This is a genomic window from Pseudomonas sp. GW821-FHT04D07, from assembly GCF_059420225.1.
In genome coordinates, this window is sequence record NZ_JBWKTH010000007.1 from 88,326 (window position 1) to 114,207 (window position 25,882).

At 61.4% G+C, this 25,882-nt stretch carries 19 protein-coding genes and 2 tRNA genes; 15 read left to right on the forward strand and 6 right to left on the reverse strand.

The features are described from left to right. Positions 1-108: 108 nt before the first annotated feature. Both AC07T0_RS11535 and AC07T0_RS11540 read right to left on the reverse strand, forming a co-directional pair. Positions 109-195 (reverse strand) — tRNA-Leu (locus AC07T0_RS11535). Positions 196-581: 386 nt separating this feature from the next. Continuing rightward, positions 582-668, reverse strand: a tRNA-Leu gene (locus tag AC07T0_RS11540). Between the two features lie 224 nt (positions 669-892). Here AC07T0_RS11540 and rnr point away from each other — a divergent pair. The 7 genes from rnr to dnaB all read left to right on the forward strand — a co-directional run bounded on the left by rnr (position 893) and on the right by dnaB (position 8,298). Next, entirely contained in the window at positions 893-3,505 is a 2,613-nt protein-coding gene (gene rnr / locus AC07T0_RS11545) for a ribonuclease R (protein ID WP_495001300.1), read from the forward strand. Beyond that, positions 3,502-4,263 carry a 23S rRNA (guanosine(2251)-2'-O)-methyltransferase RlmB gene (gene rlmB, locus AC07T0_RS11550; RefSeq protein WP_100939697.1) on the forward strand — a complete coding sequence of 254 codons (762 nt, stop codon included), beginning with the start codon at positions 3,502-3,504 and terminating at the stop codon, positions 4,261-4,263. Before rnr ends, rlmB begins: the two co-directional genes overlap by 4 nt. Before the next feature lie 423 nt (positions 4,264-4,686). Next, positions 4,687-5,109 carry a 30S ribosomal protein S6 gene (rpsF, locus tag AC07T0_RS11555; RefSeq protein WP_040063859.1) on the forward strand — a complete coding sequence of 141 codons (423 nt, stop codon included), beginning with the start codon at positions 4,687-4,689 and terminating at the stop codon, positions 5,107-5,109. Between the two features lie 28 nt (positions 5,110-5,137). Continuing rightward, a complete protein-coding gene (gene rpsR, locus AC07T0_RS11560) occupies positions 5,138-5,368 on the forward strand; it encodes a 30S ribosomal protein S18 (RefSeq protein ID WP_002551829.1) in 231 nt (76 codons plus the stop codon). Between the two features lie 36 nt (positions 5,369-5,404). Further along, on the forward strand, positions 5,405-6,307 hold the full coding sequence (locus AC07T0_RS11565) for a hypothetical protein (RefSeq protein ID WP_495001301.1): 903 nt from the start codon (positions 5,405-5,407) through the stop codon (positions 6,305-6,307). 19 nt (positions 6,308-6,326) lie between these two features. Beyond that, positions 6,327-6,773: a 50S ribosomal protein L9 gene (rplI, locus tag AC07T0_RS11570; RefSeq protein ID WP_017125059.1), complete on the forward strand. Its 447-nt coding sequence runs from the start codon at positions 6,327-6,329 to the stop codon at positions 6,771-6,773. Between the two features lie 127 nt (positions 6,774-6,900). Next, on the forward strand, positions 6,901-8,298 hold the full coding sequence (gene dnaB / locus AC07T0_RS11575) for a replicative DNA helicase (RefSeq protein WP_495001302.1): 1,398 nt from the start codon (positions 6,901-6,903) through the stop codon (positions 8,296-8,298). Positions 8,299-8,328: 30 nt separating this feature from the next. Here dnaB and AC07T0_RS11580 read toward each other — a convergent pair whose 3' ends face one another. Then, positions 8,329-11,874: a dermonecrotic toxin domain-containing protein gene (locus AC07T0_RS11580; protein ID WP_495001438.1), complete on the reverse strand. Its 3,546-nt coding sequence runs from the start codon at positions 11,872-11,874 to the stop codon at positions 8,329-8,331. Between AC07T0_RS11580 and AC07T0_RS11585 the strand changes: the two genes are divergently transcribed. The 7 genes from AC07T0_RS11585 to AC07T0_RS11615 all read left to right on the forward strand — a co-directional run bounded on the left by AC07T0_RS11585 (position 11,764) and on the right by AC07T0_RS11615 (position 22,959). Beyond that, positions 11,764-12,102, forward strand: coding sequence for a PH domain-containing protein (locus AC07T0_RS11585; protein WP_495001442.1), 339 nt, complete (start codon positions 11,764-11,766; stop codon positions 12,100-12,102). The two genes, AC07T0_RS11580 and AC07T0_RS11585, sit on opposite strands and share 111 nt — an antisense overlap. Positions 12,103-12,220: 118 nt before the next feature. Further along, positions 12,221-14,524, forward strand: coding sequence for a YgiQ family radical SAM protein (locus tag AC07T0_RS11590; RefSeq protein ID WP_495001303.1), 2,304 nt, complete (start codon positions 12,221-12,223; stop codon positions 14,522-14,524). A gap of 113 nt (positions 14,525-14,637) precedes the next feature. Then, positions 14,638-15,558, forward strand: a complete 921-nt coding sequence (ssp4, locus tag AC07T0_RS11595) for an Ssp4 family T6SS effector (RefSeq protein WP_495001304.1) — start codon at positions 14,638-14,640, stop codon at positions 15,556-15,558. Continuing rightward, positions 15,558-16,019: a hypothetical protein gene (locus AC07T0_RS11600; RefSeq protein WP_495001305.1), complete on the forward strand. Its 462-nt coding sequence runs from the start codon at positions 15,558-15,560 to the stop codon at positions 16,017-16,019. Before ssp4 ends, AC07T0_RS11600 begins: the two co-directional genes overlap by 1 nt. 179 nt (positions 16,020-16,198) lie before the next feature. After that, positions 16,199-19,474: a transglutaminase family protein gene (locus AC07T0_RS11605; RefSeq protein WP_495001306.1), complete on the forward strand. Its 3,276-nt coding sequence runs from the start codon at positions 16,199-16,201 to the stop codon at positions 19,472-19,474. 87 nt (positions 19,475-19,561) lie between these two features. Further along, a complete protein-coding gene (locus AC07T0_RS11610; protein ID WP_495001307.1) occupies positions 19,562-22,048 on the forward strand; it encodes a circularly permuted type 2 ATP-grasp protein in 2,487 nt (828 codons plus the stop codon). Next, positions 22,048-22,959, forward strand: a complete 912-nt coding sequence (locus AC07T0_RS11615) for a transglutaminase family protein (RefSeq protein WP_495001308.1) — start codon at positions 22,048-22,050, stop codon at positions 22,957-22,959. The genes AC07T0_RS11610 and AC07T0_RS11615 overlap by 1 nt, the downstream gene beginning before the upstream one ends. A gap of 159 nt (positions 22,960-23,118) precedes the next feature. On the opposite strand, the gene AC07T0_RS11620 is transcribed toward AC07T0_RS11615, so the two are convergent. After that, the gene (locus tag AC07T0_RS11620; RefSeq protein ID WP_177144542.1) at positions 23,119-23,295 is read right to left on the reverse strand and encodes a hypothetical protein; all 177 of its coding nucleotides are present in this window, start codon (positions 23,293-23,295) and stop codon (positions 23,119-23,121) included. 420 nt (positions 23,296-23,715) lie between these two features. Between AC07T0_RS11620 and azu the strand changes: the two genes are divergently transcribed. Beyond that, on the forward strand, positions 23,716-24,162 hold the full coding sequence (gene azu / locus AC07T0_RS11625; RefSeq protein ID WP_495001309.1) for an azurin: 447 nt from the start codon (positions 23,716-23,718) through the stop codon (positions 24,160-24,162). A gap of 27 nt (positions 24,163-24,189) precedes the next feature. Here azu and AC07T0_RS11630 read toward each other — a convergent pair whose 3' ends face one another. Then, entirely contained in the window at positions 24,190-24,885 is a 696-nt protein-coding gene (locus tag AC07T0_RS11630) for a hypothetical protein (RefSeq protein ID WP_495001310.1), read from the reverse strand. Between the two features lie 113 nt (positions 24,886-24,998). After that, positions 24,999-25,826 (reverse strand): NAD(+) synthase, encoded by an 828-nt coding sequence (nadE, locus tag AC07T0_RS11635; RefSeq protein ID WP_495001311.1) that lies wholly within the window; start codon positions 25,824-25,826, stop codon positions 24,999-25,001. Positions 25,827-25,882 lie beyond the last annotated feature (56 nt).

The window sequence follows — 25,882 nt, forward strand, 5'->3', positions numbered from 1 at the left end:
CTCGCCACAGGTGTGTGGTGTGTCCAGGAAAATGATGGGATCAGAAACGCAAAAACCCGCTTTCGCGGGTTTTTGTGAGATTTCAGAGTGTTACTCTGAAACTTGAATTGGTGCCCAGAAGAAGACTCGAACTTCCACGACCTTGCGGTCACCAGCACCTGAAGCTGGCGTGTCTACCAATTTCACCATCTGGGCAGCATCAGCAGCGTTGCACGCCGTTGATGGGACGCACTATACGGAGAGCCTTTTGATCTGTAAACCCCTGTTTTGCTTTTAATAAATCAAATTTGGGGGCTTGCCGGCGATGGCGTCCGCAAGATCGCCACATGGCTCAAGGGTCTCATCGCTGGCAAGCCAGCTCCTACAGGGTTCGTGTCGTAACAAAATCTGTATTCGACGCTGCCTCCCATGTGGGAGCCAGCTTGCTGGCGATGGCGTCGGCAGGATCGATGCAAGGCTTGCTGGCCTCATCGCCGACAAGCCGGGTGTGGCGTATTCGGGAAAGTGTCGGGGCCAGAAACGCAAAAACCCGCTTTCGCGGGTTTTTGTGAGATTCCAGAGTGTTACTCTGAAACTTGAATTGGTGCCCAGAAGAAGACTCGAACTTCCACGACCTTGCGGTCACCAGCACCTGAAGCTGGCGTGTCTACCAATTTCACCATCTGGGCAGCATCGTCAACGTCTCCGTCGTCGATGGCGCGCACTATACGGAGACGCCTTTTAACTGTAAACCCCTGTCATGAAAAAAACCAAAAAAAACGCTTCAATGTGCATCGTCCGGCATTTTTCGCGCCGACAAATGGGTTTTAAGCCGGCCTGTGTGCCTGAAATTTCCCGTTTCAATACGCGTATGCCAAACTAACCCGCATATAGACAAGGTGAAATTTATCTAATGGCCGATTGGCAGTCCCTCGATCCCGAGGCCGCTCGTGAAGCGGAAAAATACGAAAACCCCATTCCTAGCCGCGAGCTTATCCTGGCGCACCTGTCCGAGCGTGGATCGCCGGCCAGTCGCGAGGAGCTGGTGGATGAGTTCGGTCTGACCACTGAAGATCAGATCGAGGCTCTGCGCCGCCGCCTTCGTGCCATGGAGCGCGATGCGCAACTGATTTACACCCGCCGTGGCACCTACGCGCCGGTGGACAAGCTCGACCTGATCCTCGGCCGCATCGCCGGTCACCGCGACGGCTTCGGCTTCCTGATCCCGGACGACGGCAGCGACGACCTGTTCATGAGCCCGGCGCAAATGCGCCTGGTGTTCGATGGCGACCGCGCCCTGGCGCGGGTTTCCGGCCTGGATCGGCGCGGACGCCGTGAAGGCGTGATCGTCGAAGTGGTGTCCCGTGCTCACGAGAGCATCGTCGGGCGTTACTTCGAGGAGGGCGGCATCGGCTTCGTGGTCGCGGATAACCCGAAGATCCAGCAGGAAGTGCTGGTGACCCCGGGCCGCAACGCCGACGCCCGGGTCGGGCAGTTCGTCGAGGTGAAAATCACCCACTGGCCGACGCCGCGCTTCCAGCCCCAGGGCGATGTGATCGAAGTGGTGGGCAACTACATGGCGCCCGGCATGGAGATCGATGTCGCGCTGCGCACCTACGACATTCCCCACGTCTGGCCCGAGGCCGTGCTCAAGGAAGCGGCCAAGCTCAAGCCGGAAGTCGAGGAGAAGGACAAGGAGAAGCGCATTGACCTGCGCCATCTGCCGTTCGTCACCATCGACGGCGAAGACGCCCGCGACTTCGACGATGCGGTCTATTGCGAAGCCACTCCAGGCAAACTGCGGCTGTTCTCCGGCGGCTGGAAGTTGTACGTGGCGATTGCCGACGTTTCCAGCTATGTGAAGATCGGTTCGGCGCTGGACGCCGAATCCCAGGTGCGCGGCAACTCGGTGTACTTCCCCGAGCGTGTCGTACCGATGCTGCCTGAGCAATTGTCCAACGGCCTGTGCTCGTTGAACCCGCATGTCGACCGCTTGGCGATGGTCTGTGAAATGACCATCAACAAAAGCGGGCAGATGACCGACTACGTGTTCTACGAAGCGGTGATCCACTCCCATGCGCGCCTGACCTACAACAAGGTCAGCGCGATCCTGGAGCAGCCGAAGACCACCGAGGCGAAGAAACTGCGTGGCGAGTATTCGGAAGTGGTTCCGGACCTCAAGCAGCTCTACGCCCTGTACAAGGTGTTGCTGGCGGCGCGGCATACCCGTGGCGCCATCGACTTCGAAACCCAGGAAACGCGGATCATCTTCGGTTCCGAGCGCAAGATCGCGGAAATCCGTCCGACCACCCGCAACGACGCGCACAAGCTGATCGAAGAATGCATGCTGGCGGCCAACGTGGCCACCGCCGAGTTCCTCAAGAAGCACGAGATTCCGGCGTTGTACCGGGTGCACGACGGTCCGCCGCCGGAGCGCCTGGAAAAACTCCGCGCCTTCCTCGGTGAGCTGGGCCTGTCCCTGCACAAGGGCAAGGACGGTCCGTCGCCGAAGGATTACCAGGCGTTGCTGGCCAGTATCCAGAGCCGCCCGGATTTCCACCTGATCCAGACCGTGATGCTGCGCTCCCTGAGCCAGGCGGTGTACAGCGCCGACAACCAGGGCCACTTCGGCCTGAATTACGAGGCCTACACCCACTTCACCTCGCCGATCCGCCGTTACCCGGACCTGCTGACGCATCGTGCGATCCGCAGCGTCATCCACTCCAAGCAGGATACGCCGCACGTGCGGCGTGCCGGCGCGATGACCATTCCGAAGGCGCGGATCTATCCGTACGACGAAGCGGCGCTGGAGCAGTTGGGCGAACAGTGCTCGATGAGCGAGCGGCGTGCCGACGAAGCCACCCGTGACGTGGTGAACTGGCTCAAGTGCGAGTTCATGAAGGATCGCGTGGGCGAGTCGTTCCCGGGCGTGGTCACCGCGGTGACCGGTTTCGGCCTGTTCGTCGAGCTGACCGATATCTACGTCGAAGGCCTGGTGCATGTCACCGCCTTGCCGGGTGATTACTACCATTTCGATCCGGTTCATCACCGTCTGGCGGGCGAGCGCACCGGTCGCAGCTTCCGTCTTGGCGACACGGTGGAAGTGAAGGTCATGCGCGTCGACCTCGACGAGCGCAAGATCGACTTCGAAATGGCTGAGAAAACCCTCAGCGCGCCGATCGGTCGCAAGAAGCGTGGGACTGAAACCAGCGCTCCCGCTCCTGCCGCTGTCGAAAAAGCCCCGGAGCCGGCCAAGGCCGGGCGTCGTGGCGCAACCGCGAAGAAATCGGACGAGGCTTATCGGCCCAGCGATGCGGCGGCGAAAAACGCCGAAGTGCGCAGGAGTCGTGAACTGAAGCAGGCGTTGTTGGCCGAAGCCAAGAACGGCGGTAAAGGCAAGACCGAGGGAAAGCCCGCGCACGGGGCTCCGTCGGAGAAGCCGAGCAAGCATCGTAAAGGTCCGCCAAAGGCGGGCGCTGGTCCCGCGAAAAGCGGCGGGGCGCGTAAACCCAAGGGCAAGTCATGAGTCAGTTGGAAAAAATCTACGGCGTGCATGCCGTAGAGGCGTTGTTGCGTCATCACCCGAAGCGCGTCAAGCAGATCTGGCTGGCCGAAGGCCGCAGTGATCCGCGGGTCCAGGTGTTGCTGGGGCTGGCCGCGGAAAACCGGGTGTCGGTCGGTCAGGCCGAGCGCCGCGAGATGGATGCCTGGGTCGAAGGCGTGCACCAGGGCGTGGTAGCGGACGTCAGTCCGAGCCAGGTCTGGGGTGAGGCGATGCTCGACGAGTTGCTCGATCGCACCGAAGGCGCGCCGTTGATTCTGGTGCTCGACGGCGTGACCGACCCGCACAACCTTGGCGCTTGCCTGCGCACCGCCGATGCGGCCGGGGCGTTGGCGGTGGTGGTACCCAAGGACAAGTCGGCGACGTTGACGCCGGCGGTGCGCAAGGTGGCCTGCGGCGCGGCGGAAGTGATTCCGCTGGTGGCGGTGACCAACCTGGCGCGGACCCTGGAAAAACTCCAGCAGCGCGGCCTGTGGGTCGTCGGTACGGCGGGAGAGGCGGAGCAGGAGTTGTACCAGCAGGACCTGACCGGCCCGACCATCCTGATCATGGGGGCCGAAGGCAAGGGCATGCGGCGCCTGACCCGCGAGCATTGCGACTATCTGGTGCGCCTGCCGATGGCCGGTAGCGTCAGCAGTCTCAACGTCTCGGTGGCCACCGGTGTGTGCTTGTTCGAAGCGCTGCGCCAGCGCAGCGTCAAGGCTGCCACCAAAAAGGCCTGATTACCGCAAAACCTTTGTGGGAGCTGGCTTGCCAGCGATGACGGCCGAACGGTCACCGCAGGACTTGCCGGCCTCATCGCCGGCAAGCCGGCTCCCACATGGGATGTGTGTCATACGCAAACCCTGTGTCCGACGCCGTCCCCTGTAGGAGCCTGGCTTGCCAGCGATGAGGCCCTTGAGTCTTGCACTGTCCATCGCTGCCATCGCCGGCAAGTCGGCTCCCACAGGGTTCGCGACTTGCGCTGGGTGATCTGTTCAAATAATCACCAATTGTCTTGCACCCCTCTCGCCCCTTCTCTACAATTGCGCCCCTTGCCGTGATGGCTGGCGCATCTGTGCCTACTCCAGGCAAGACACACAAGTGTCATTCACTCCTTGTCTGACCGTTTTTGAGCGGCAGGCTACAACCCGTAAGGAGCATTCATGCGTCATTACGAAATCATCTTTTTGGTCCACCCGGATCAAAGCGAACAAGTCGGCGGCATGGTAGAGCGTTACACCAAGCTGATCGAAGAAGACGGCGGCAAAATCCACCGTCTGGAAGACTGGGGCCGTCGTCAACTGGCCTATGCAATCAACAATGTTCACAAGGCTCACTACGTGATGCTGAACGTTGAATGCACTGGCAAGGCCCTGGCCGAGCTGGAAGACAACTTCCGCTACAACGATGCTGTGATCCGTAACCTGGTCATCCGTCGCGACGAAGCCGTTACTGGCCAGTCCGAGATGCTCAAGGCTGAAGAAAACCGCAGTGAGCGCCGTGAGCGTCGCGACCGTCCTGAGCACTCCGACGCCGATGGCGTTGAGGGTGATGACAGCGACGCCAGCGATAACGCTGACGAGTAATCCACGGACCTTTTGAGGAGCCAATTACATGGCACGTTTCTTCCGTCGTCGTAAATTCTGCCGCTTCACCGCTGAAGACGTGAAAGAGATCGATTACAAAGATCTCAACACCCTGAAAGCCTACGTATCCGAAACCGGCAAAATCGTTCCAAGCCGTATCACCGGTACCAAAGCTCGTTATCAGCGTCAGCTGGCCACCGCTATCAAGCGCGCCCGCTTCCTGGCCCTGCTGGCCTACACCGACAGCCACGGCCGCTGAGACCGGGCAGTCGACACGCAGTAAAGGATTGAATGCATGCGCGCCTTAGCTGGATTCATCATGCGCGGACGTATGCAGGCCATGCTCGTCGTGGCCGGATCTGCGGCATTGCCGCTGTTGTTCTGGTTGAGTGCCGCCGCCGGGTGCCTTGTGCTCCTGCGGCGCGGTTCGGACGCCCTTGGCGTCATTGGTCTGGGTGTGTTGTCGGTGCTGCTGTTCTGGCACTTCAATATCCAGAAAGACCCCACGGCCCTTTTGGTGCTGCTCGGGTCTTGCAGCCTGGCGTTGGTTTTACGCGCTGGCTACTCCTGGAACCGCGTGCTGCTGGTCAGCATGGCTGTAGGGTTGGCATGTGCGGTGAGTCTGGGGACGATTTTCAGTCCCTTCATCGAAGGGTTGGCGCAGACGTTTGAACAAGTCGTGCCGCTGGCTCTCGGTGAGGTCTACCACAAGTTGTCGGTAGATCAGCGAGCGTTCCTCGCGTCACTGGCCGTGCCCCTGTTGATCACCTCGACGGCGATCTCGCTGCAGGTCTTTAGTGTGATGTGCCTGATTCTTGGGCGCTATTGGCAAGCGTTGTTGTACAACCCCGGTGGTTTCGGACGCGAGTTTCGCGCGATCCGGATCCCCAAGAAGGTGGCCCTGTCGCTGCTGGCCGTCATGTTTGTCGCGCCGTTTATCGGCCTGCATGCATTGATTTTGTTGCCGCTGTGCGGTGTTCCACTGGTCTTCGCCGGCCTGGCCCTGATTCACGGGCTGGTGGCGCAGAAGAAACTGGCCAGTTTCTGGTTGGTGGGGATGTACGTCACGCTCGTGCCATTCATGCACTTGCTCGGTCCGTTGCTCATGGTATTGGCCATTGTCGACAGCCTGATTGATTTTCGCGGACGCCTGGCGTCGAAAGACGCCGATAACGGTTCCGCGAACGGTGAAGGTTAAAAGTTAAGAGGATTTCCACATGCAACTGATCCTTCTGGAAAAAATCGCCAACCTGGGCAACCTGGGCGATAAGGTAAACGTTAAGGCCGGTTACGGTCGTAACTACCTGCTGCCATTCGGCAAAGCCACCGCTGCGACCGCTGCCAACCTGGCTGCGTTCGAAGAGCGTCGCGCTGAGCTGGAAAAAGCCGCAGCAGACAAGAAAGCTTCGGCTGAATCGCGTGCCGCCCAACTGGCTGAGCTGGAAGTGACCATCACTGCCACCGCCGGTGACGAAGGCAAGCTGTTCGGTTCGATCGGTACCCACGACATCGCTGATGCCCTGACCGCCTCCGGCGTTGAAGTGGCAAAAAGCGAAGTGCGTCTGCCGAACGGCACCATCCGTAACGTGGGTGAATTCGACGTGGCCGTGCATCTGCACGCCGAAGTCGAAGCAACCGTACGCGTTGTCGTGGTGGCTGCTTAAGCAGTACCCAATCGTCTGGCGACTTGTGCGCCAGACGGTTAACATCGGGCACGACTCTGTTCATTCAGGTCGTGCCCTTTGTTTTTTTGGCAACGTCCTTTTGCAAACCCCCTAATTCCAAGTGGCCATGAACGATATCTCCGCTCCCGAGCAATACGATCTGCAAACCGCCGCGCTGAAAGTGCCGCCGCATTCCATCGAGGCCGAACAGGCCGTGCTCGGTGGTCTGATGCTGGACAACAACGCCTGGGAGCGCGTGCTCGATCAAGTCTCGGACGGCGACTTCTATCGACATGACCACCGCCTGATCTTCCGCGCCATTGCCAAGCTGGCCGATCAGAACATGCCGATCGACGTGGTGACCTTGGCCGAGCAGTTGGACAAGGAAGGGCAGACCTCCCAGGTCGGCGGCCTGGGCTATCTGACGGAGCTGGCGAAGAACATTCCGTCGGTGGCCAACATCAAGGCCTACGCGGCGATCGTTCGCGAGCGAGCGACCCTGCGCCAGTTGATCGGCATCAGCACTGAAATCGCCGACACCGCGTTCAACCCGCAAGGGCGTACCGCTTCCGAGATTCTCGACGAAGCCGAGCGGCAGATTTTTCAGATCGCCGAAGCGCGGCCCAAGACCGGCGGTCCGGTCAGCGTCAACGACCTGCTGACCAAGGCCATCGACCGGATCGATACGCTGTTCAACACCGACAACGCCATCACCGGTCTGTCCACCGGCTACACCGACCTCGACGAGAAGACCAGCGGCCTGCAACCGTCCGACCTGATCATCGTCGCCGGCCGTCCGTCCATGGGTAAGACCACCTTCGCCATGAACCTGGTGGAGAACGCGGTGCTGCGCAGCGACAAGGTGGTGCTGGTGTACTCCCTGGAGATGCCAGGCGAATCGCTGATCATGCGTATGCTGTCTTCCCTCGGGCGGATCGACCAGACCAAGGTCCGCGCCGGTCGTCTGGAAGACGACGACTGGCCGCGGCTGACCTCGGCGGTCAACCTGCTCAACGACCGCAAGCTGTTTATCGACGATACGGCCGGTATCAGCCCGTCGGAAATGCGTGCGCGGACCCGCCGCCTGGTGCGTGAGCACGGCGAGATCGGCCTGATCATGATCGACTACCTGCAGTTGATGCAGATCCCCGGTTCCAGCGGTGACAACCGGACCAACGAGATTTCCGAGATTTCCCGCTCCCTCAAGGCCCTGGCCAAGGAATTCAACTGCCCGGTGGTGGCCCTGTCCCAGCTCAACCGCTCCCTCGAGCAACGGCCGAACAAGCGTCCGGTGAACTCCGACTTGCGCGAATCCGGAGCGATCGAGCAGGACGCCGACGTCATCATGTTCGTCTACCGGGACGAGGTCTATCACCCGGAAACCGAACACAAGGGCATCGCCGAAATCATCATCGGCAAACAGCGTAACGGCCCGATCGGTTTTATTCGCCTGGCTTTTATCGGCAAGTACACGCGCTTCGAGAACCTCGCGCCGGGCAGCTACAACTTCGATGATGACGAGTAAGTCGAACATTTCGTCAGCCGGATTGCAGATTCACGGACTTGCTTCGGGCGGCGCGAATACAGTGCGCACCCCCGCTTCGCTGTAGCCGTAATTCCAGCGCAGTTCTTCATCGGCGGGAATAGCCCGGGTGGTAAAGAAAGCGCTCAGGTGGAACGACTCAAGGCGACCTTCGCCCATATCGACATCGACGGGAAACGACGCGCCTTCGACGTTGTAGCCGGCGACGGCTTGCCGGACCGGGACGTTTTCCTCGTATTCGAAAATGGAATTGATGCGCGAAATGATGTTGTCTCCCGACAGCATCAGTCGATCCCATTTCGGTCGGCTGGGCCGGGGCGCCGGCAAAATGTCGATCACGAACGGATCCCGACGGGCATTGCTGACGTGAAACGGGATGAAACTACCGCCATACACCCCAATGGCTTCCCCGGCTTTCAACGGTTTTCTGGCAACGACCATGGCCTGGCCGATCAGGCTTTGCTCCTGGGGAACCTTGGCATCCTGTTCGGTGAACTCCCGCAATAGCAGCTTCTCCTCGTACAGTTTGGCGGTCTCTTCATGGGTCGCCCATTTCAAATACGGCAGGATGTCCTTGGCCGGGTAGCGTATTCCCGAGTTGCTGATGTTACTCATATGCTGGATTTTTTTGATGCGCAGAGGATTGCCTGACAGGTCTCTTATGGGATAACGGCCATTGTTCACGCGGTCATAGTCACCTATTTTGTTGGGTGAGCGCTGATAGGATTTGATGACTTTCATCCGCCGCAGGTCTTCGGCGGTGAAAGGCTCGGGCTTGATGTACTCAAGCGCCGAGACCATTTCAGAGTCACTGTTCACAAGCTCTATCTTGCTTTGTCCCGGGCCCGGCGCTCCGCCTTTCAAGCCGATGGCGGTATTGATTTCCCAATGACCGGCCTTTCGTCGTAGCACCGGGCGATACCAGCGAAAAGGGTTGCGGGCGTCGATCAGTTTCCAGCCAAGGTCTGAAGATTCGACCTGGTAGTAGTGCCCCGCCTCCTGGATGTAGTGCCGGGAAAAGGTGTCCTGATACAGACCATCGTCCACGAGGTGGAGGTCGCCCGGTGGTGTTTTCAGCGCGAAGTAAGTATCCGGCGCAATGCCGGGATGCGAAGACGCAAGGGGCTCGGGAGAAGACCGGAGCTGGCGCACGGCCGCTGGCGAAGAGCTCAATTGCCGGATCTTGTGGAGCAGTGATTGCTTGAGGGTGATGTCTTGATTCGGGCCCGTAACGCCCAGGTTGTCGAGCTCGGTTTTGGGCAGGGCTTGCCGGATCGCCGTATAGAGCTCGCTCGGCGCCAGGATTTGTCGATCGTCGGTGTCGTAGACCCGATAGCGCGAGTCTTCACGGAGCAGGCGCCTGACGGTCGTTGCCCGGTCATTGCCGACACTGGCCAGCGGGGGCTCGGCCAGCGAGTCCGAATACAGTTCCAGGCGAACCTTGCCCGACCAACCGGGGAGCGCTTCAAGGGTGTGGAACACCAGTTGGTCTGAAGCCGGATTGGCTGTCGTGGGCAGATAAAGACCTTCATAAAGTCGAGCGGTATCCACCCCCTGCACCGAGAGCTCGGTTTCTTCTTTCAGGTAGGGCAGCAAGCTTTTCTGCTTCAGGATCTGCTCGGCTTCGGCGGGATTGATGGATCTGGCCAAGGCCTGCACATAGCTCTTGGGCAGGTTTGGAAAGTCCTGTCGAATCTGTTCGAGCAGCGGGCCTTCGACGTGTTCGCTGTTTCGATAAAGGGCCTCGAACTGTTGCGCCGGGTTCTGCTCGGCGATCCCGGAAGGGCTGCCGCTGGCCTTGCCCGAGGGGCTTTCCGGCAGGCGCCGATGTTGGGTTTGCCTGGCGAGCCGGAAGCGTTTCAAGGTGTCGGTCAATTGCGCCGGCGGTGACTGGTTAGCGAGATGAAGTTGAAGCAACGATTGTGAATCGGTTGCGCTGGCGTGCAGGATCGGCGCCAGGTCCTCATGCTGGATGGCCGCTGCAAGCGGTCCCAAGCGCTTGAGTCGTTTCAGGTCATCCCAGTCTTGTGGTTTTTCATACCGGGTGCGCCAGGCCCCGGCCCCGTTTTGCAGCAAGGGCGGTGAATACGCCCAGGGGTCGTGGGGATGTCGAATGGACCACTCGGGTGGATCGCCAGCACTGCCCACCTCATAGAGTTGCTCGTCCAGCGCCAGGTAGTGCTTGTCCTGGTAGTCGTAGAGGCCCTGTTCATCGGGGAGCAGCGCTTCAGGCAGTTCAAGGGGTTGCCGATAGGGCGTCAAGTCCGGCTTCCATAAGCAGGACGTGCCGGGTGAGGGTTCGACGCGAATCAGCGACTTGACGAACCGACCGGCCTTGATGGCGCCCGCGCTTGCCCCCATGAGTGCGACCTGCTCGGCGATGTCCATCAGGTAGTTGAGGGCTTCAACCTGCTCATGACGTCTCCAGGCATTGAATCCTTGATACACCTCATGGATCAGTTGGGCTCCGGTGAAGATCAGCAGAATATCGCCTACCAGCGGTATGAACGACACGGCTAGCCCCAATGCGCTCAGACCGGCCTTTTCGTAAGTTTGTAACAGGCGTTGATGAGCTTGGCTGTCGAGATCCGCTGTAGGGGGGACGACTTCCCGTCCGTGGCGTTCGATCTGTCGTATGCGCTGGGCGCGCAGGCTTTGGAATACGTTGCCTTCCACTGGGTGTCGCGTCAGCAACAACGAATCAGCTGCCGGAATCTGCGTGTTTGGTTTCCATTTTTGCCACATGGCGCGTTTGATCATCTGGCTGAGCAGCTCTCCTTGATCGCTGGTTGGGAGGAATCGTGAAAAGAACCGTGTGTAGCTGTGTGACAGCAGCCTGTGGCTTAGCTCGTCTTCGAAATCCCTGAGGGAGTCGTAGCGCGCCAAGGAGCTGATCGGATCCTGCGGTATGTAGACGATGCAGGGGTGGCTACCATCCTCGGCGTCCAGTCCGATGACCAGCACCTCGCTGAGGTCCATACCAAGGAATTTGAGCCGAGAGCAGGGCTGGGTGCCATACCTGACGACATAGCGGTTGTTCAGCACGTCGAGCAATGCGTGGTAGTCGGCTATCGAGATCTCTTTTTTGATTCTGGCCAGATGTATCGTTACGGCAAAGGCGTCGGTATAGCTCTTGAGCAGAGCATCCTGGGTGCGGCTGGCGTCATCGCCATCGGCTTGGGCAGGAGGCTTGAGAGCTGAGCGCAGGTGAGCCTGGTAAAGGCTGCCGAAGTCGAGGCTGCGGCAGACCAGGGCGAACGCCTCGGGTTTGATCCGGGTTTTGCCGCCTTGGACTCTGGGCGCCGAGTAAATCCCCGAGCCCGCGCCGAAGGTCTCGGCGCTGGTGAGCGATTCGTCGAAGTTGCGCAGGGCGGCGGATAAGAGGCTTTGTTCGCTGGTCTCGCCCTGGAGCGAAATCAATCCGAAGAAATAGTTGTTTTTGCGCACGTGTACGAAGGTCGCCCGTTCGACATCCAGGTGGAGTTGGAAGTTGAAGGCGATGGCCCGTTCCAGCAGTGGCTTGATGAATTGCGCGGGCGATTGCAGTTTTGCCAGCAGCTGCTGGACGTCATGCCGGGAATGGCAACTGGCGATCAGGCTCTGGCGCAAGGCCTTGCGTTGATCCTGGGGCGTATCGAGCAGCCAGGCTGGCAAATGATCTTTAATGATATCGAAATGCATTGGGTCGTTCGGGGCGGGGGGAGATGCGCTCGTCATGGCGGTCGCCTTGCTGGTTTTTTGAAGGACCAGCTAACGACAAGGCGGTTGTACGGCTGCACTAGATAGTTGTCGGCCAGCGTTCGGGAGATGGGCGTGGGTAAAACCAACTGTTATCGTCGGACTTGATCAAAATTTGTGCTATATTCCGCGCCCGCGAATTTTCATCTCGACACCGGTCATCGCCATGCAAGCAGCCAAGCCGTTATTTGACTATCCCAAGTACTGGGCCGAATGTTTCGGGCCAGCGCCCTTCCTGCCCATGAGCCGGGAAGAGATGGATCAGCTTGGCTGGGATTCCTGCGACATCATCATCGTCACCGGTGATGCCTACGTTGACCATCCGTCCTTCGGCATGGCGATTATCGGCCGGCTGCTGGAGTCCCAGGGCTTCCGCGTCGGGATCATTGCCCAGCCGAACTGGCAGTCCAAGGACGACTTCATGAAGCTTGGCGAGCCGAACCTGTTCTTCGGGGTCGCGGCCGGCAACATGGACTCTATGATCAACCGTTACACCGCCGACAAGAAAATCCGCTCCGATGATGCCTACACGCCCGGCGGCCTGGCCGGCAAGCGTCCGGATCGCGCCAGCCTGGTCTACAGCCAGCGCTGCAAGGAGGCCTACAAGCATGTGCCGATCGTCCTCGGCGGCATCGAGGCCTCGCTGCGCCGGATCGCCCACTACGACTACTGGCAGGACCGCGTGCGCAACTCGATCCTGATCGACGCCAGCGCCGATATCCTGCTCTACGGCAACGCCGAGCGGGCGATTGTCGAAGTCGCTCAGCGCCTGTCCTACGGCCACAAGATCGAAGACATCACCGATGTACGCGGCACCGCGTTCATTCGCCGCGACACGCCGGCAGGTTGGTACGAAGTCGACTCCACGCGCATCGACCGGCCGGGCAAGGTCGACAAGATCATCAACCCCTATGTGAACACCCAGGACACCCAGGCCTGCGCCATCGAGCAGGAAAAGGGGCCAGTGGAAGATCCGCAGGAAGCCAAGGTCGTGCAGATCCTGGCCAGCCCACGGATGACCCGCGACAAGACTGTGATCCGCCTGCCGTCGGTGGAAAAGGTCCGTGGCGACGCGGTGCTTTATGCCCACGCCAACCGTGTGTTGCACCTGGAAACCAACCCGGGCAACGCCCGTGCGCTGGTACAGAAGCATGGCGATGTGGACGTCTGGTTCAATCCGCCGCCCATTCCGATGACTACTGAGGAAATGGACTACGTGTTCGGCATGCCTTATCAGCGCGTCCCGCACCCGGCGTATGGCAAGGAGAAGATCCCGGCCTACGACATGATCCGTTTCTCGGTGAACATCATGCGTGGCTGCTTCGGCGGCTGTACGTTCTGCTCCATTACCGAGCACGAAGGGCGGATCATCCAGAACCGTTCCGAAGAGTCGATCATTCGCGAGATCGAAGAGATCCGCGACAAGGTGCCGGGCTTTACCGGGGTGATTTCCGATCTCGGCGGCCCGACCGCGAACATGTATCGCATTGCCTGCAAGAGCCCGGAAATCGAATCCGCGTGCCGCAAGCCGTCGTGCGTGTTCCCCGGCATCTGCCCGAACCTGAACACCGATCATTCGTCGTTGATCCAGCTCTATCGCAGCGCCCGTGCCTTGCCGGGTGTGAAGAAGATCCTGATCGCCTCCGGCCTGCGCTACGACCTCGCGGTCGAGTCGCCGGAGTACGTGAAAGAACTGGTGACCCATCACGTCGGCGGCTATCTGAAGATCGCCCCGGAGCATACCGAGGAAGGTCCGCTCAACCAGATGATGAAGCCGGGCATCGGCAGCTATGACAAGTTCAAGCGCATGTTCGAGAAGTACTCCAAGGAAGCCGGGAAAGAGCAGTACCTGATTCCGTACTTCATTGCCGCGCACCCGGGCACCACCGACGAAGATATGATGAACCTGGCGCTGTGGCTCAAGGGCAACGGCTTCCGGGCCGACCAGGTGCAGGCGTTCTACCCGTCGCCGATGGCCACCGCCACGGCCATGTACCACTCGGGCAAGAACCCATTGCGCAAGGTCACCTACAAGAGCGACGCGGTGACCATCGTCAAGAGCGAGGAGCAGCGCCGGTTGCACAAGGCGTTCCTGCGCTACCACGATCCGAAGGGCTGGCCGATGCTGCGCGAGGCCTTGCAACGGATGGGCCGTGGCGACCTGATCGGGCCGGGCAAGGACCAGTTGATCCCGCTGCACCAGCCGGCGACCGACAGCTACCAGAGCGCGCGCCGGAAGAACTCGACACCGGCCGGCAGCCACAAGGTGGCGAAGGACACGACCACCAAGATCCTGACTCAGCACACCGGCCTGCCGCCCCGTGGCAGCGATGGTGGCAATGCCTGGGACAAACGCGAACAGGCCAAGGCCGCGGCGTTTGCGCGTAACAAGCAGGCCGCCAAGGAGCGTACCGACGCGGCCAAGGGCAAAGGCAAGAAGCCGACCCGCAAGCCGGTGGTGCCGCGCTGATTGCAGGTTGAGTGATGGCGTTTTGCGTTCTAGTGGCCGCGAGAGTCGTTTGTTAAGGTGACGTGATTCCCACGTCACCCGACGACAAGCCTTCTCTTCAAGGATGAACACTTGTGAGCAACCCGCTCCCTGGCATCGGCATGGATTCCAGCCCTTCGCAATTCCTCGCTCGCCAACGTATCGAAAGCCAGATCAACCTGCCGAAGCTCTTTGCGGCGATTGATGCCGACCCTGGCATCGTCGGGGCCGGCGTGGTCTATATCGGCGTCGACTTCAGCGTCGTCACCCTGCGCGAGTTCCAGCCGATCTGCAGCATCAAGCCCAAGCGCATCATCTTGCGCGAGGCGCAGAAGTACATTGCGCCGGTGCAGTTCGCCCAGCAGGTGCAGGACAATCCCCGTGAGTCACGGTTGGTTGGAGAAGCGATCAATACCACCTTGTCCTGCGCGGGTGCGGTGATCGGCTGGGTGGTGGTGTTGAGTGGCTCGGTGGCGGTTCCCTTCTCGGCCGGGGCCAGTTCGGTGGTGGTTGCCATTGGCTACACCGCAGCCGTCGCCAGTACCGCGCAATGCGCCATCGGGGGATACCGAACGGTCAACGAAGCGGTCAATCCTGCGCGCAATGACGATCTGGATAGCGAGGCCTGGTATCAGTACGCCTCGATAGCCCTGGATGCTGCTTCGTTGATGGGGGTTGGGGCATCATCCCTGACGACCCTCAAGCTGGTGCGCATGACCAAGGCCACCACCGGCAAGACCGTTCGTGAGGTGCTGCGCGGGCTTAGCCGTCAGGAGCGTTCGAAGTTGACCAAGGAACTGTTGAGCATCAACGATCCCAGGCTGACCCCGAAAATGCTCAAGTTGAAACAGCTGGCCGGCGAGTTGCCCAAGCGTTTCACGCCCACCGAGATCAAACATGCCACAGTGACCCAGATCAAGGACTCCCTGGGGGCCGCCATTGGACTGACTGGCAGCGCCTTGTCCGGCAACGTGAAAACCATCGCCGTCGGGCTTTACGAGGAGATTGAGGAATAATGGAAGACCTGAGCCTGCCGCGTTTCCTGGCGCACTACTTCCCCACCTTCATCGGCGGGATTTTTGCGGCGTTGATCTCCGTCTCCTGTGGCGTGCCGCTGGTGGGTGACCACTTTTTCCCTGACGCCTCGTTAGGCGAGCAGGCGACCGGCATGTTTATCGCGGTCGTGGCACTGGCATTGGTGGTGGTTCACTGCAATTTCATGATTGTGCGCGGTCGTCCTCAATGGGTTCGGGGACTGGTTCTGCTATTCGCGCTTTGTTTTTTGAGTGTGTTGCCGACCATCGAGTCTCACCCTCATCGAGTCATTTACGGATTGGCTGTCTTTGCACCGCTTATTGGCCTGCTGCTGCTCAACAGCAAACGCCACCGCGAAATGCGCAGCAAGCTCGTCGATATCCGCCAGCAGCGCGAAGCCCTGAAAAATGCCCTGAAGACCCGGCGAAAAACGCGCGGATAACGGCGTTCGACCATTCGCCCCGTTTCTGTGCGACTCTCTGCACTACGCCCGCAAGCTGGCGCCATTCTGGTGCTGTGCTTAGCTGAGCGAGCACGACTCACGCCGAAAGCGCGGGGCTTGGCCAAGTGGCATAAGTCTTGCGCGCACAGGTATAAGCCCAGGCTCGCAGGAGGCACGCCGTGTCGATCCATGTCGCATTGCACCATGTCACGCATTACCGCTATGAACGCGCCATCGAGCTCGGTCCGCAGATCGTTCGCCTGCGTCCGGCCGCCCACAGTCGCACGCGGATTTTGTCCTATGCGCTGAAGGTCCAGCCCGAGCAGCATTTCATCAACTGGCAACAGGATCCCCAGGGCAACTACCTGGCGCGCCTGGTGTTCCCGGAAAAAACCGCGGAGCTGCGCATCGAGGTCGACCTGGTCGCCGAGATGGCGGTGTTCAATCCGTTCGACTTTTTCCTCGAACCCTACGCCGAGAAGATCCCGTTTACCTACGCCGCCGATGAAAAGCACGAGCTGTCGCCGTACCTGGAAAAGCTGCCGCTGACGCCGAAGTTCCAGGCCTACCTGGATGGCATCGACCGCACGCCGCTGCCCAGCGTGGATTTCCTGGTGGCTCTCAACCAGCGCCTGAGCGAAGACATCGGTTACCTGATCCGCATGGAGCCCGGCGTGCAGACGCCCGAGCAGACCCTCGTCAACGCCTCCGGCTCCTGCCGCGACTCGGCCTGGTTGCTGGTGCAACTGCTGCGTCACCTGGGGCTGGCGGCGCGTTTTGTTTCCGGCTACCTGATCCAGCTCACCGCCGACGTGAAGGCCCTCGACGGCCCGTCCGGCACCGAGGTCGATTTCACCGACCTGCACGCCTGGTGCGAAGTCTATCTGCCGGGTGCCGGCTGGATCGGCCTGGACGCCACTTCCGGGCTGTTCGCCGGCGAAGGGCATATTCCGTTGGCCTGCAGCCCCGATCCCTCGTCAGCGGCGCCGATCAGCGGCCTGGTGGAACCCTGCGAGTGCGAGTTCAGCCACGAAATGTCGGTGGAGCGGATCTGGGAGGCGCCGCGCGTCACCAAGCCCTACACCGAGGAGCAATGGCTGGCGATCCAGGCCTTGGGCCGGCAGATCGACGCCGACCTGCTTGAAGGCGATGTGCGCCTGACCATGGGCGGCGAGCCGACCTTCGTCTCCATCGATGACCCGGACGGCGCCGAGTGGAACACCGCAGCCCTGGGCCCGGACAAACGCCGGCTGTCCGCCGAACTGTTCCAGCGCATGCGCAAGCGTTATGCCCCGCAAGGCCTGGTGCATTTTGGCCAGGGCAAGTGGTACCCCGGCGAGCAATTGCCGCGCTGGTCGCTCAATAGCTACTGGCGCCGCGACGGCGTGCCGATCTGGCACAACAGCGCGCTGATTGCCGACGAGCAGGAAGACTATGGCGCCGACGGCGCAATGGCCGGGCGTTTCCTGGCGAGTGTCGCCGAACGTCTGAAACTGCCGCCCCGCTTTGTTTTTCCAGCCTACGAGGACAATTTCTACTACCTGTGGCGCGAGGGGCAATTGCCGATCAACGTCACGGCCACAGACCCACGACTGGATGACGAACTGGAGCGCGCGCGGCTGCGCAAGGTGTTCTCCCAGGGTCTGGACAAGGTGATTGGCCAGGTCCTGCCGCTGGCCCGTACCGCGGCCAATGACCGTTGGCAGAGCGGACGCTGGTACCTGCGGGATAGTCATTGCCGGCTGGTGCCGGGGGACTCACCGCTGGGTTACCGTCTGCCATTGGCTTCGCAACCTTGGGTGACGGCAGCGGAGTATCCGTTCGTGCACCCGACCGATCCGAACCAGGATTTGCCCGAGCTGCCGGACACCGAAGCCCTCAAGCTCCACGGCGAGCCGGTGGTGAGCGAAGAGCGAGTGCCGAAGATCGACGAGTCCGCCGCCTGGCTGACCCGCACCGCCTTGTGCGCCGAAGCCCGGGGCGGACGCTTGTATCTGTTCATGCCGCCACTGGAGCGGGTCGAAGACTATCTGGAACTGGTCAGCGCCATTGAAGCCACTGCCGAGGAGCTGCATTGCCCGGTGTTGCTGGAAGGCTACGAGCCACCCCACGATGCGCGCCTGGCGAATTTCAGGATCACCCCGGACCCGGGCGTGATCGAGGTCAATGTGCAGCCGTCCGCTACTTGGGACGAGTTGGTCGAACGCACTGAATTCCTCTACGAAGAGGCGCGCCAGACCCGCCTGACCACCGAGAAATTCATGATCGACGGGCGCCATACCGGCACCGGCGGCGGCAACCATTTTGTCCTCGGCGGCGCAACGCCGGCGGACTCGCCGTTCCTCCGGCGACCGGACCTGCTGCGCAGCCTGATCAGCTATTGGCACAACCACCCGTCGCTGTCCTACCTGTTCTCCGGGTTGTTTATCGGCCCGACCTCCCAGGCGCCGCGGGTGGACGAAGCGCGCAATGACTCGCTGTATGAGCTGGAAATCGCTTTCGCGCAGATACCGCCAGCGGGCGAAGAATGTCCGCCCTGGCTGGTGGACCGCTTGCTGCGTAACTTGCTGATCGACGTGACCGGCAATACCCACCGCGCCGAGTTCTGCATCGACAAGCTCTACTCGCCGGATGGCGCCACGGGGCGCCTCGGCCTGCTGGAGCTGCGCGCCTTTGAAATGCCGCCCCACGCGCGCATGAGCCTGACCCAGCAACTGCTGCTGCGGGCGCTGGTGGCGCGCTTCTGGCGCGAGCCCTATGCGCCGCCCAAGCTGGCGCGCTGGGGCACCGAACTGCACGACCGCTTCCTGTTGCCACATTTTATCGAGCAGGATTTCGCCGATGTCATCGTCGACCTCAACGCCGCCGGCTATCCCCTGCGCGCCGAATGGTTCGCCGCGCACTTGGAGTTCCGCTTCCCGAAAGTCGGCGACTACGCGGTCAACGGCATCGAGCTCGAAGTGCGCCAGGCCCTCGAACCCTGGCATGTGCTGGGCGAGGAGGGCGCGGTCGGCGGCACGGTGCGCTACGTGGACTCGTCGCTGGAGCGCTTGCAGGTCAAGCTGAGTGGCCTGGCGCCGCAACGCTATCTGCTGACCTGCAACGGCGTGGCGGTGCCGCTGCAACCTACCGGGCGGGTCGGCGAATTTGTCGCCGGCGTGCGCTATCGCGCCTGGCAACCGGCCAACTGCCTGCAGCCGACCATCCCGGTGCATGCGCCGCTGGTGTTCGACCTGCTCGACACCTGGATGCATCGTTCCCTCGGTGGTTGCCAGTACCATGTCGCCCATCCGGGTGGGCGCAACTACGAGACCTTGCCGGTCAACGCCAACGAAGCGGAAAGCCGGCGCATGGCGCGCTTCTTCCGCCTTGGCCACAGTCCCGGCACGCTGCCGATTCCGCCGTTGAAGATCAACGACGAACTGCCGATGACATTGGACTTGCGACACACATAAAGCTGACAGGGCGCACGGAGTTTTCGCGTATCCGTGCGTCATCTGTCTGCGTTAACCTGATTGCCCTTGCCGTCTGCCGAGCTTTCCATGCCCGACCTGCTTGACCGCTACCCGCTGACACCGGGGACCTATCACGAACTGCTGGACGACGGCGGCGCCGTGCGTGCGCATTGGCGGCCGCTGATCGACCAGTTGCAACGCAGCACGCCCGCGCAACTGGCTCAGCGCCAGGCCTTGTTGGCCCGGCAGATCCAGGAAAACGGCGTGACTTACAACGTCTACGCCGACCCCAAGGGCGCCGACCGGCCCTGGGAGCTCGACCTGTTGCCGCATATCATCCCTGCCGACGAATGGCAGCGGGTGGCGGCGGGCATTGCTCAGCGGGCACGACTGCTGAATGCGGTGCTGGCCGATCTCTATGGCCCGCAGACCCTGATTCGCGATGGTCTGTTGCCCGCCGAACTGGTCTTTGGCCACAACAACTTCCTCTGGCCCTGCCAGGGCATCCAGCCGCCGGCCGGGACCTTCCTGCACCTGTTCGCCGTCGACCTGGCGCGCACACCGGACGGTCGCTGGTGGGTCACGGCGGATCGGACCCAGGCGCCGTCCGGGGCCGGTTATGCCCTGGAAAACCGCACCATTGTGTCGCGGGCCTTTCCCGACCTGTACCGCGACCTGCGGGTGCATCACCTGGCCGGGTTCTTCCGCACCCTGCAGGAAACCCTGGTACGCCAGGCACCGAGCGATGCCGAAGCACCGCTGGTGGTGCTGCTGACCCCGGGCCGTTTCAACGAAAGCTATTTCGAACACCTCTACCTGGCGCGCCAGTTGGGTTATCCGCTGGTGGAGGGTGGCGACCTGACGGTGCGCGACGCCACGGTCTACCTCAAGACCCTGAGCGGCTTGCAGCGGGTCCACGCGATCATGCGCCGGCTCGACGACGACTTCTGCGATCCGCTGGAACTGCGCACCGACTCGGCCCTGGGCGTGCCCGGTTTGCTGGAGGCGGTGCGTCAGGGCCGGGTGCTGGTGGCCAATGCCCTGGGCAGTGGCGTGCTGGAGTCGCCCGGCCTGTTGGGCTTCCTGCCGAAGATCAACCAGCACCTGTTTGGCGAGGAGTTGCTCCTGCCGTCCATCGCCACCTGGTGGTGTGGCGAGCCGCCGGTGCTGGCCCAAGCTCTGGAAAAACTGCCTGAACTGCTGATCAAACCGGCGTTTCCGTCGCAGAGTTTTGTCCCGGTGTTCGGCCGCGACCTCGATGACGCACAACGCCAGGCCCTGGCCGAGCGCATGCGCGCCCGGCCTTACGCCTATGTTGCCCAGGAGCTGGCGCAATTGTCCCAGGCGCCGATCTGGCAAGCCGAGGAGGGCACCCTGCAACCGCGGGCCATCGGTATGCGCGTATATGCCGTTGCCAGCGCCGACGGTTATCGGGTACTGCCCGGCGGCCTGACACGGGTGGCGGCGGATGCCGACGCCGAGGTGGTGTCGATGCAGCGCGGCGGTGCGAGCAAGGACACCTGGGTGCTCAGCGAACGCATGCCCAGCGGTGAACATTGGCGTACGCCGCGCTCCCTCGGGGTCCGCGACCTGGTGCGACGCGATCCCTACCTGCCGTCGCGGGTGGTGGAAAACCTGTTCTGGTTTGGTCGCTATTGCGAGCGTTGTGACGACAGCGCGCGCTTGTTGCGGATCATGCTGGCGCGCTATGTCGACGGCGATGATCCCCAGGCCTTGCAGGCGGCGGTGGAACTCGGCGAAAGCCTGATGCTGCTGCCGGAAGAAGGCGAGTTGCCCGAACGCCTGCTGGCGGCCCTGCTCGGCGACGACTGGCCGTTCAGCCTGCGCTCCAATTTGCAGCGCTTGCAGTGGGCGGCGTCCCAGGTGCGGGGCAAGCTGTCGCGGGAAAACTGGCAGGCGCTGGTGGAGCTGCAACGCGAAGCGATGAGTCTGGAAAGCGAAGACCCGAACTTTGGCGAACTGCTGGATTTCCTCAACCGTCTGGTGATGTCCCTGGCGGCGTTATCCGGTTTCGCCCTGGACGATATGACCCGCGACGAGGGTTGGCGCTTTCTGATGATCGGTCGGCGCATCGAGCGCCTGCAGTTTCTCAGCAGCAGCCTGGCGGCCTTCCTGCGTGGCATCGCGGTGTTCGATCAGGCCGGGTTGGCGTGGCTGCTGGAGCTGGGCAACAGCAGCATCACCTACCGTTCGCGCTACCTGGCGGTGCCGCAACTGATCCCGGTGCTCGACCTGTTGCTGCTGGATGAGCAGAACCCCCATGCCGTGCTGTTCCAACTGAAACTGGTGAGTCGCACCTTGCGCCGTTTGAACGATGACTTCGCTGTTCCGCGCGAGTTGGGCCTGAACCAACTGGTCGAGCGCCTGGGACGTTTCGATCTGGGCAATCTGGAAAGCGCCTTGTTCGGCGATACCGGCGTGCGCGAAGTGCTCGATGGCCTGGCCGAGCTGTTGCAGGAAATCGCCGATGCCAGTGGTCAGGTCTCCGATCGCCTGGCCTTGCGGCATTTTGCCCATGTCGACGATATCAGCCAGCAGACGGTGTCCGTGTGATGAGTGCCCTCTACCAGATTTTCCACGATACCCATTATCACTACGACAGCCCGGTGTCGCTGGCCCAGCAGCTTGCCCACTTGTGGCCACGAGCCTGTGACTGGCAGGTGTGCAGCGAGCAGATGTTGAAGATCAGCCCCGAGCCGACCAGCCGTCGCGATGAGCGCGATGTGTTTGGTAATCCGTTGACCCGTCTGGCGTTCGAGCGACCCCACGACGAGCTGCTGGTCAATGCCTGGCTGAATGTCGAGGTGTTGGCGCGGCCGGCGGTGGATTTCAATCTGTCCACCGCCTGGGATGCCACCCGCGGCGCCCTGACCTACAGCGGCCAGGTGTTGAATCCGGAGATCCTTGAGGCGTGCCGTTATCGTTTCGAGTCGCCGTATGTGCATCTGAAGAAAAGCTTCGTCGAGTTTTCCGAGAGCTGCTTCCCGCTCGGGCGCCCGTTGCTGGTGGGCGTCCAGGCGTTGATGGAGAAGATTTTCAGCGAGTTCACCTTCGATGCCGAAGCGACCCAGGTTGCCACGCCGCTGGTGGAGGTGCTGGAGCGCCGGCGCGGGGTCTGCCAGGACTTCGCCCACCTGATGCTCGCCTGCCTGCGCTCGCGGGGCCTGGCAGCGCGTTATGTCAGCGGTTATCTGCTGACCCAGCCACCGCCCGGTCAGCCACGCCTGATCGGCGCCGATGCCTCGCATGCCTGGGTGTCGGTGTTCTGTCCGGTGTCGGGTTGGGTGGATTTCGATCCGACCAACAATGTGCAGCCGGCCCTGGAGCACATCACCCTGGCCTGGGGCCGGGATTTTTCCGATGTGTCGCCGTTGCGTGGGGTGATCCTGGGGGGCGGCAGCCATGACCCGGAAGTGCGGGTGACGGTCATGCCGATGGGGGATGTGGGGCGGCCGGCCAGCTAAGCCGAACACAAGCCTGCCAGGGTCCTGAACCGGCCACTCCGGTCAACGCAACCCTGTAGGAGCCGGCTTGCTGGTGATGAGGCCGGTACATCCGCCGTCTTGTCTGCGTGGCAAACATCGCCATCGCCAGCAAGCCGGCTCCTACAGGTTTCTGTGCAATCAGGCGTTCGGGGTCGGATCCTGCGCCTCGGTTTCTTCGCCTTCCGCTTCCGGGTTCAACAAGGCCGCGGCCTCTTCTTCAGCGGTGGTCTTCTTGCGTTGCAGCTTTTCCTCTTTCTTCTGCTCTTTGGCCAGGTCGCGCTGACGTTTGGCGAAGGAGTAATTGGGTTTGGCCATGGGCGATCCTCTGGGGTCGAAGGTGAGGTTGAGCGGCGCGTATTCTGCCTGTGTTCGTGGCGCAGCACACGAAACAATGGTTTTTCGCGACAGGCTTACCCCCAGAATAAAGGCTGGCCGGCGACTCTCCAAGGATTAAACCTCGCGCGAAGGCCTTTCAAAGGTACCACTGGCACCACAGGCGTAGGCGGCGAGCAAGTTTTGCAGCAGGCTGTTGATAGACATTTTAGACGCTCCGTTGAGTGAGAACGTCCTAATGTTAGAGGGCGCCAGTTCGTCTGGCTGGTTGATTGTATCCATCGAAGCGATAGCTTAGGATTGTATACAATTTCTTGATTCAGATCAGGGGGACTGATCTTGATTTCGGGCAGTCTTCCCATTTGATTCGCTGATTTTCATACCCTGCCTTGGAGATTCACCATGTTCGCCAAAGTTGTTGCGGTATCCCTGCTGGCCCTCGCCAGTGGCCAATTGCTTGCCGCCGAATGCAAGGTCGATGTCGACTCCACCGATCAGATGTCCTACACCGTCAAGGAAATCAGCATCGACAAGAGCTGCAAGACCTTTACCGTGAACCTGACTCATGCCGGCAGCCTGCCGAAGAATGTCATGGGCCATAACTGGGTGTTGAGCAAGACCGCCGATATGCCCGGGATTGCAACTGACGGCATGGCCGCCGGGATCGACAAGAACTACCTGAAGGATGGCGACACCCGGGTCATCGCCCATACCAAGATCATCGGTGCCGGCGAAAAGGATTCGGTCACCTTCGACGTGTCGAAACTGACAGCCGGTGAGAGCTATGAGTTTTTCTGCACGTTCCCGGGCCACAACTCGCTGATGAAGGGTTCGGTCGTACTCAAGTAACCCGCGTTGCCACCCTGGCTCCAGCGGTCAGGGTTGCTCCTTCATCTTCAGATTCAGGCGAATACGTTTACCTTGCAGGTCCTCCAGGCTCAGGGTTCCACCGAGTTTGGAGGGTTTGCGATTGCCGCCGATCAGCCGTCCCTGATCGTCCAGCGCGTGGCAAGTGAGTACCTGACCCGGTCCGGAGAGAGCATTGGGGTCGCTGCTCTCCCAGTCGCACAAGCCTTCATAGTGTTTTTCCCCCGAACTCGGAAAGCCCGACACGCCCGGTCGCAGGTTGTCGCGCACGGCGATCGAGCCGCTATGGGTGATGCTGCGATTCAGGTTGTCAGGTCCGTACAGCGCCTCGGTCTCGAAGCTCACTTCACTCAGATACAGTTTGCAGTCAGGCAATTCGTAGCCCAGGGGCACCTTGAAGTCCGTGCTGTGGGGCGTTTGCGCGAGCGCGGTATTGAAGTGCAGCACCGTGGGCTGATAGGGACAGCCGGTCTGGCTGGCTTTCGGGATGTAGTGGGCGTTGGCCTGCAAGGCGGTTCGCGCCGGCATCTGGGTGATCAACGAAAAGTGCGCGGCGCTGGGTTGGCCGGCGACAGGCTTGTCGGGGGGGCTGGCGGCGGTGGCGACCCAACAGATGACCCCGAAGGCTCCGAGCAACGGAAAGGACCAGGGGGATCGGAGCACGGGTTGCGCTTGCAACTTCGGGTATTTGCGATTGAGCAACATCGGGTGGGGTCCCTGCCAACAACAAGATGCGGCGAAGACTGCCCAGTGACCGATGCTGCCTCAAGCGTTACGCGGAAAAATAGACGCTTCCTACGACATTTCAGCCGAATAAATCACGGCGCAAATGGCATCTCACGCTTGTGATGAGTTTTTTCGTACGTCCGGCAGATGATGTCGAAGGCTTCCTGGCGTATCGGCTCGCCGTGCAGGAAGGCGTCGATCTCGGTATAGGTGACACCGTGGGAAGCTTCATCGGGCTTGCCCGGTGCCAGGTCTTCCAGGTCGGCGGTGGGGATCTTTTCCACCAGGAACTCTGGCGCGCCGAAGTGCCGGGCAATGGCCCGGACCTGGTTTTTCACCAAGCCGCTCAAGGGCGCGAGGTCGCAGGCGCCGTCACCGAACTTGGTGAAGAAACCCATCACCGCTTCCGCCGCGTGGTCGGTGCCGATCACCAGGCCATGGGCGGCGCCGGCGATGGTGTATTGCGCGACCATGCGCATGCGCGCCTTGGTATTGCCGAGGACGAAGTCCCGCGACACCGCGGCCTTGCCTTCGAAGGCCGCGACTTCGCCGGCCAGCGACTTGACGGCCGGGCCGATGTTCACCGTGTGGCGCTCGTCGGGGGCGATAAAGTCCACCGAGGCCTGGGCTTCGTGTTCGTCGAACTGGGTTTCGTACGGCAGGCGCACCGCAATGAAGCGGTAATCCAGGTTGCCGCTGCGCTCGCGCAGCTCACGCATGGCGCGCTGGGCCAGCAGGCCGGCGGTCAGCGAGTCGACGCCGCCGCTGATGCCCAGCACCAGCGTCTTGAGCCCTGAGTTCAGCAGGCAATCCTGGATAAAGGCGATCCGCCGCGCCACTTCGGCTTCGAGGGCGGCCTGGTTGGCGAACGGTGGCTGGACCTTGAGCTGTTCAGCAATCTGGCGCTGTACGGCTTGCATGATTCACTCCTTGCGGGATGGGGTCTGGAACGGGTTGATCGGTACGGCTTGGCGAG

Bases quoted from the DNA above. Each gene is read 5' to 3' on its own strand.
- rnr (WP_495001300.1), top strand. From the start codon at position 893: ATGGCCGATTGGCAGTCCCTCGATCCCGAGGCCGCTCGTGAAGCGGAA.
- rlmB (WP_100939697.1), top strand. From the start codon at position 3,502: ATGAGTCAGTTGGAAAAAATCTACGGCGTGCATGCCGTAGAGGCGTTG.
- rpsF (WP_040063859.1), top strand. From the start codon at position 4,687: ATGCGTCATTACGAAATCATCTTTTTGGTCCACCCGGATCAAAGCGAA.
- rpsR (WP_002551829.1), top strand. From the start codon at position 5,138: ATGGCACGTTTCTTCCGTCGTCGTAAATTCTGCCGCTTCACCGCTGAA.
- AC07T0_RS11565 (WP_495001301.1), top strand. From the start codon at position 5,405: ATGCGCGCCTTAGCTGGATTCATCATGCGCGGACGTATGCAGGCCATG.
- rplI (WP_017125059.1), top strand. From the start codon at position 6,327: ATGCAACTGATCCTTCTGGAAAAAATCGCCAACCTGGGCAACCTGGGC.
- dnaB (WP_495001302.1), top strand. From the start codon at position 6,901: ATGAACGATATCTCCGCTCCCGAGCAATACGATCTGCAAACCGCCGCG.
- AC07T0_RS11590 (WP_495001303.1), top strand. From the start codon at position 12,221: ATGCAAGCAGCCAAGCCGTTATTTGACTATCCCAAGTACTGGGCCGAA.
- AC07T0_RS11600 (WP_495001305.1), top strand. From the start codon at position 15,558: ATGGAAGACCTGAGCCTGCCGCGTTTCCTGGCGCACTACTTCCCCACC.
- AC07T0_RS11610 (WP_495001307.1), top strand. From the start codon at position 19,562: ATGCCCGACCTGCTTGACCGCTACCCGCTGACACCGGGGACCTATCAC.
- AC07T0_RS11615 (WP_495001308.1), top strand. From the start codon at position 22,048: ATGAGTGCCCTCTACCAGATTTTCCACGATACCCATTATCACTACGAC.
- AC07T0_RS11620 (WP_177144542.1), bottom strand. From the start codon at position 23,295: ATGGCCAAACCCAATTACTCCTTCGCCAAACGTCAGCGCGACCTGGCC.
- azu (WP_495001309.1), top strand. From the start codon at position 23,716: ATGTTCGCCAAAGTTGTTGCGGTATCCCTGCTGGCCCTCGCCAGTGGC.
- AC07T0_RS11630 (WP_495001310.1), bottom strand. From the start codon at position 24,885: ATGTTGCTCAATCGCAAATACCCGAAGTTGCAAGCGCAACCCGTGCTC.
- nadE (WP_495001311.1), bottom strand. From the start codon at position 25,826: ATGCAAGCCGTACAGCGCCAGATTGCTGAACAGCTCAAGGTCCAGCCA.